Genomic DNA, 6793 nt, shown 5'->3' on the forward strand with positions numbered 1-6793 from the left:
ACAGTTTCAATTGAATTAAATTGAATCTTTAAATATTTTACTTCTTTTTCATCTTTTCCAGGTAATTCAGCTTTAGCACTCGCTGCACTAGAAACCTTTAATTTGACGTATTTCCCAGCGATTTTCCAAGTTCCATCTCTAGATTCGTCTTTATTATTTGTTACTTCTAGTGTTTTATCGCTATTGAAAACGATAGTTGAATCGTGTTTACTATCATACCAAGTACCAATAATTTGCTTCTCTGGTCCTGAATTTTGATTCAAGAAAAAGAATACTCCACCGGCAACCGCAAGTACTAAAACAACTAAAGCAATAATTTTTTTCATTATTTTTCCTCCTATAAATATCTAAAGATATTTATTATTTTTTTCATATACCTAGTTTCACTAAAATCATTAGTAAAAAATCAAATTTTGAATGATAAACTTTTATTCATTACTACAATAAGAAATACTTACCAGCTTTTATTAATCACGATGTTTCCGTGATACTGAAATACCAAAACTACAAAGAACAATTCCCATTGCAAACACTAACCAATTCTCAATTGAACTTGTATTAGGCAAGGCTCTATTTGCACCATATTTAGCTTGATTTCCAGCATAGCTATATACTCGTTCATTAGAAGTACTTTCTGGTATACTCTTTTCTAACGCAGGATTCAGAGAAATCATCTTGTGATCTACTTTATCGTTAAAGACTTCGCTTTGTCTTGTACGAGTATTTAAATAGGCTTCCCTAACTGCTTCATATTGCGCAGTTGCATACAATTGATCTTGTAGAAGTGTTTTAAGTTTAGCTTCCTCTCTTGCTACATTCTCAAGTGCTAAACGGTGCTCTTCAACTGCATTGTCATATGCTTCTTTTGCTTTTTTCAAATATACATCAGCATTTTCAAGATGATCTAAAAGTGTTTCTAAAGCACCTAAGTGAGTATTTAATTTAGAAATTTCATCCTTAATTTGACTTTCTTTAGCTTTTAACTCTTCAACTTTATTCTGACGGTTTCTGAGTTCTGCTTCATCCGTAGCTTTTGCAGCTTTAAGATCTGAAAGTACTTTAAGTTCTTTATCCAATTCTGCACGCGCATCTGCTAAAACTTTTTGTTTTGTTTGAATATCTGCATTTAGATTTTCAACTGCTGATTGTGCTTTTGCATAACGAGTCTTGGCAGCAACTAATTGTTTAGAAGCTTCATCTAGATTCTTTTGTGCAAGAGGTGTCTTATCAGAGATTGAGTTTAATCTTGCAATCGTTTGACGTGTAGTATTTAAGGCTGCCAAATGTTTTTCATGAATTTTAGTTACTTCATCTAAATTGTTTCTTGCTGTCTTATCTGCTGCTATTGCTTTTTCAAGCTCCTCTTTTGCAGTTTCTAATGCTTTTTGCTTAACTTGAAGGTCTGAATTTAAGTTATCCAGAGCTGTTTGAGCTTTGATATATCTTGTTTCAGCTTCTTCTTTTAGTTGTTTCGCATTGTCGTATTTCTTCTGTGCACCTGGAGTTTGATCAGGAACTGACATCAATTCTGCTACTAGTTTTTGAGTTTGTTTCAGATTTTGATTTGCATTTTGATTTTCTACTTTTGCTTTTTCAAGATCAGATTTAGCTTTTACTTCTGCTGTTGTGGCCTGGTCTAAATTATCTTTTGCATTTGCTAAAGCTTGACGCTTGCTTTGAATATCAGCATTTAATTGATCAAGTGTATCTTGAGCCTTATTAAATTGGATTTGTGCTTCATTATAATTTTGCGTAGCGTTTTCCAATTTAGTAGTAGCTGCAGGTGTTTGATCAGGAGTAGCTTTCAGAGCATCTAATTTTGCTGTCGTTTCTTTGAGAGCTTTTGTACTTTTATCGTTTTCTGATTTAGCTTTTTTCAAACGATTCTGTGCAGAATCATTTGCCGTATTTGCTGTAGTCTGCTTAGCTTTAGCAGCTGTTAATTCATCTTCCATTTTTGAGGTATCAAATGGAGTTGCAAGAGGTTTAGCAATGCCTGTATCATAGTAATCATCGACATATTTAGAATGATAATCACCTGTCTGTTCGTCTTTAACATACTCAAAGTGGGCATTTCGACCTTTGAATTCAACAAAGTGCATGCGTCCAACATTGCTAGCTGTAAAGCTATTTGCGACTCCCACTGCGCGAACGTTTGTTGGAACTTTTTCTCCAACCATAAGTTTCATGTGCCCAAAATTGGCATGTACGTCATTTGTAATAAAACTAATAACAGAATCATATACTTCACGATACAATTGAGACATTCTTACTTTACGAGTTTCTTTGGCTTCTGAGTAGTAAGCTCCGTATCCAAGCAAAGTGTTGTTGAAGTTCATGTTCTCTCCAGCCCATGCAATTGAATCTAAACCGTCTTTAGCCAAAGCAGTATAGCTGTGACCTGAGCTGTAAGGTTTATTTTCTTCAGCGTAAGCTTTTGCAATATTTTTAACTCCTTGAACAGCCTCTTCAGTAACGATATAGTGATGGCTACCCCAAACTTGTTCTTGAAGATTATTTGAAAGAAGAGCATAATATTGGCTCAAAGCTTCAATTTGTTTGTCTGTGAGGTTATCCAAATCAACTTCTGAATCGTCAATCGGCAAGACAATATCTTTATTAGACCAATCTTTAATGACGATATTTTGGTGTTCTGGAGAATACTCTGTAATAGCAGTTCCGAAATCATATTTACTGTTTTTGAACCATTTTTGGATGATATCGTTTAACGCGGTTTTATTTGCGTCTGAATCATCAGCTAGGTAAGCTTTGTAGGCATCAATGACATTTTGAGGCAATTGAGGAATAGTAAGGTTCTTAATTGCAGAAATTTGTTTGTTGAGTGTCTCAACAGCTTTATCTGCTTTTTCCTTGTTTTCTTTTGCTTCTTGAGCTGCTGATGTAGCACTCGCTAACTCATTTGAAGTTTCATTTACTTTCGCCTCTTCTTGTTTTTTCTTAGTAGTTAAAGTTGAAATTTCCGAAGCTTTCGTAGCATCATTTTCTTTAGCTTTTTTGAGCTCTTCTTCTGCACTAATCTTACTATTTTGTTTATTTGCTAAATCATTTGCTTTGCTATCACGATTTGCAATTGTCTGGGCAAGTTGGGATTCAGAAGCATCAAGATTACTTTGAGCTGAAACCTTATTTTCTTGAGCTTTCTTTAGATTCTCTTGTGCTTGTTTTTGTTTTTTCTCAGCAGATGACAAGTTTGCTGCAGTTTCTTGACTTTTCTTTATTTGATCCGCTTCAACAGACTTTGCATTTTTTAGTGCTGTTGATTTTTTATCATCCGCTTCTTTGGCACGATCAAGTTCTTGTTTCGCTGTATTTTCAGTTGCTGTATTAGCATCTAAAGTTTTCTTAGCAGCATCACGTTCTGCTACAATTTCTTCGACGCCGGTACCGTCTAGAACCTTCTGAGCAGTTTCTTTCTCTTTTTGAGCCTTCACTAATGCGTTTGCTGCTTCTTCTGCAACCTTTTTTGCATCTGCTAATTGTTTAGCAGAAACCTGACTAGCACTAAGTTGCATTTTTTCATCAGAAGAAGCTTTACTGAGTTCTTCAGCTTTATTTTTGTCTTCGTTAATGGCAGTTTCCAAAGCCTTTTTCGCTGCTTCTTCTGCTGATTCTTTTTCAGCTACATCACTTTTTGCTTTGTCTCTTTCAGCAATGATTTCCGATGCTCCAGTACCATCAAGATTTTTTTGTGCAGTTGCTACTGCTTCCTCAGCTGTCGAAACTTTCTTTTCTTGCTCTGAAATTTTATCTTGATCTTTTTTAATAACCTCTGATTGCTGATTACGTTCTTTCTCAGCTTCTAGAACTTTATCAGTTGCATCTTTTTGTGAAGTTTCCTTTTTCTCAATATCAGCTTTTACTTCTGATATTTCATTCTTGGTTTTTTCAATTTTTTCAGGCGTAGCTGATTCTTTATTTGCTTCAGCATTCTTTAAGTCAACATTTGCCTCGGAAACTTTTGATCCAGCGACTGCTTCCGAAGTCTTAGCGTCTTCTAATGCACTTTCTTGATTTGAAACCGATTGATCCGTTTCTTCCTTGATCGTTCTTGCTTCTTCTACAACTTCAGAAGTTGGCGTTTTCGTTACAGTTGCAACTCCATTATGTACAAATACTCCGTCTACTTGTTTTATATTTGTAGACGAAGGAGTTGTCGATCCAGTACTTAATGTTGACTCATTTGGCTGAGTTGCAGTTACTTCATCCGCTTGTACAACGGAAATTCCCGCAAAAGCTGTAGCTATTGATACAGCAGATACAGTTGCTTTGATAGTTTTCTTTTTCATAATTCCCACCTTTATGATAGAGTATTGAGCAAATTATCACTATATAATTATAAACAACCGAATTATACTATATTTTAGCAACTTTGTAAAGTTGTAACCAACCTTTTAAGAACTAGAACCTAACCTTATAAGGCTGTAAAATAGTCTTAAGAGGTGAGCAATGTCAGAATTACAAAAGTATATAAGCAAACGAATACGGATTCTGCGGACCCAGTCAGGAATGACTCAGGAACAATTAGAAGAAAAAGCAGATCTTGGTACCAATTACGCGTATAAGTTAGAAAATTTAGAGCCCAATATAAAAATTAGTACTCTGGAGAAAATTATAGATGCGTTGAATGTTGATATACAAACTTTTTTTGATTTAACACTTAAAGAAGAAAGTACTGACTTAGCACAGCTTATCGACACTATCAAATCTTTACCAGAATACAAACAAAATAAAGTCATTTCAGCTATTAACACAATTATTAACGAGACAAAATAAAAAGAGTGGAAAAGGATAAGTATAAAAACGATTCCTTTCCCACTCTTTTTGTGCGTAAAAATATGGTTATTAGCTATTGGAGCCTGCGATTCTTGGGTAACCAAACGTCATATCGAGCTCGTCTTCCTCGTAATTCTTGATCAATTCCCAGAAATCTGCAACTGATAACGCTGCAACTGATTCATGCCAATTGAATTTAAAAAACAAATCTAAGAGAAAATTAATTACAAGATGGATTTTAGCTGTTTGTTCTACAGTATCAAATGTAATCAAAATTTTCTCACACAACGGATCAATTAATTCAATCTCAATGCTATCATTTACAAAATTGAATGACACTTCTTGATCTTGATCATTCAAGATTGAAATATACTGATCCTCTTCAAATGTTGAATAAAACATTCTAATATTAATTTCTTCATTTCGATTAATTAACTCTGAAATATATTGTTGAGTTAAATTAATCACATAATTTTTGTAATTTTTCATTAATTTTACCTCAAATTATTATTTAAAAAAGTTTTTTTCATCTGTGAATTTTCACGGTGGTCTCACTCTCTCTAATATTATTAAACGATTGTTCTTGAGCATCTGTTGCCTCCTTTTTTAGGAACAAAAAAAGACAGTTCAGCATGAACCGCACCCCAAAAGTTAGACAGAAAAAATCTAACTTTTGGGGTGTTTTTATTATGAAATTGACATATAAGGATAAGGTTCAGATATATGAACTTAGAAAACAAGGGCGAAGCTTCAAAGAGCTTTCAAATATATTCGGGATAAATATTCCTAATCTTAGGTACATGATTAAATTGATTGATCGTTACGGTATAGAGTTCGTCAAAAAGGGGAAGAATCGCTATTATTCTCCTAAATTAAAACGAGAAATCATTGATAAAGTTCTGCTTGAAGGTCGTTCACAAATAAGGGTGTCTCTAGATTATGCTCTCCCAAACCAAGGAATGCTTCCAAATTGGCTGGCACAATACAAGAAAAATGGGTATACTATTGTTGAGAAAACAAGAGGGAGAGCACCTAAAATGGGACGCAAGCCAAAGAAAAAACCTGAAGAAATGACAGAGTTAGAACGTCTTCAAGCAGAAAATGAATTCTTGAGAGCGGAGAATGCTGTTCTAAAAAAGTTGAGAGAACTCCGATTGAAGGAGGAAAAAGAGCAAGAAGAAAAACGGAAATTGTTCAAGGATTGGTAACAGAGTTTTCTTTAGATATCCTTCTAAAGATTATTAAGCTTGCCCGTTCAACTTATTATTATCACTTAAAACAGCTGGATCAAAGCGATAAGGATGATCAAGTTAAAGCTGAAATTCAGTCAATTTATACTGAGCATAAAGGAAATTACGGCTATCGTCGCATGACTCTAGAATTACGAAATCGTGGCTTCGTAGTGAACCATAAGAAGGTGCAGCGTCTTATGAAAGTACTTGGTTTAACGGCTCGAATTCGCCGTAAACGGAAGTATTCTTCATACCAAGGAGAGGTTGGCAAGAAAGCAGATAACCTTATTCAACGTCAATTTGAAGCAACCAAACCAATGCAAAAGTGCTACACAGATGTGACAGAATTTGCCATTCCAGCAAGCAGCCAAAAGCTTTATTTATCACCAGTTTTAGATGGCTTTAACAGCGAAGTTATCTCCTACAATCTTTCTACTTCGCCGAACTTAGTACAAATGAAAGCTATGCTAGAACAAGCCTTTACAGCGAACCATTATGAAAATACAATTCTCCATAGTGACCAAGGATGGCAATACCAACACGATTTCTATCATCATTTTTTAAAGAATAAGGGAATCCAACCATCTATGTCACGTCAGGGAAATAGCCCAGATAACGGTATGATGGAATCTTTCTTTGGCATTCTTAAGTCTGAAATGTTTTATGGTTATGAGAATACGTTTCAGTCACTTGAGCACTTGGAACAAGCCATTGTCGACTATATTGATTACTACAACAACAAACGAATTAAGGTAAAACTAAAAGGA

5 protein-coding genes are annotated in these 6793 nt (G+C 34.7%); 2 read left to right on the forward strand and 3 right to left on the reverse strand.

Features of this window, described 5'->3' with window-relative positions:
- Both ADG03_RS04785 and ADG03_RS04790 read right to left on the reverse strand, forming a co-directional pair.
- On the reverse strand, positions 1–326 hold a 326-nt coding region (locus ADG03_RS04785), incomplete at its 3' end, for a hypothetical protein (protein WP_049520961.1).
- Positions 327–467: 141 nt separating this feature from the next.
- Positions 468–4307, reverse strand: coding sequence for an SEC10/PgrA surface exclusion domain-containing protein (locus ADG03_RS04790; protein WP_049473004.1), 3840 nt, complete (start codon positions 4305–4307; stop codon positions 468–470).
- Between the two features lie 160 nt (positions 4308–4467).
- Between ADG03_RS04790 and ADG03_RS04795 the strand changes: the two genes are divergently transcribed.
- The gene (locus tag ADG03_RS04795; protein ID WP_049473002.1) at positions 4468–4794 is read left to right on the forward strand and encodes a helix-turn-helix domain-containing protein; all 327 of its coding nucleotides are present in this window, start codon (positions 4468–4470) and stop codon (positions 4792–4794) included.
- A 69-nt stretch (positions 4795–4863) separates the two neighbouring features.
- Here the strand turns inward: ADG03_RS04795 and ADG03_RS04800 are convergent, their stop codons facing one another.
- Positions 4864–5283, reverse strand: a complete 420-nt coding sequence (locus ADG03_RS04800) for a hypothetical protein (RefSeq protein WP_049520962.1) — start codon at positions 5281–5283, stop codon at positions 4864–4866.
- Positions 5284–5483: 200 nt separating this feature from the next.
- Between ADG03_RS04800 and ADG03_RS11165 the strand changes: the two genes are divergently transcribed.
- Positions 5484–6793, forward strand: a protein-coding gene (locus tag ADG03_RS11165) for an IS3 family transposase (protein ID WP_152902923.1) whose coding sequence is annotated in 2 segments (ribosomal slippage) — positions 5484–5925 and positions 5925–6793 — 1311 coding nt annotated over the 2 segments. Because the reading frame shifts where the segments join, the coding sequence is not laid out codon by codon here. This gene is flagged as partial in the annotation.

Origin of the sequence: Streptococcus parasanguinis (genome assembly GCF_001069785.1) — a bacterium.
GTDB lineage: Bacteria > Bacillota > Bacilli > Lactobacillales > Streptococcaceae > Streptococcus > Streptococcus parasanguinis_T.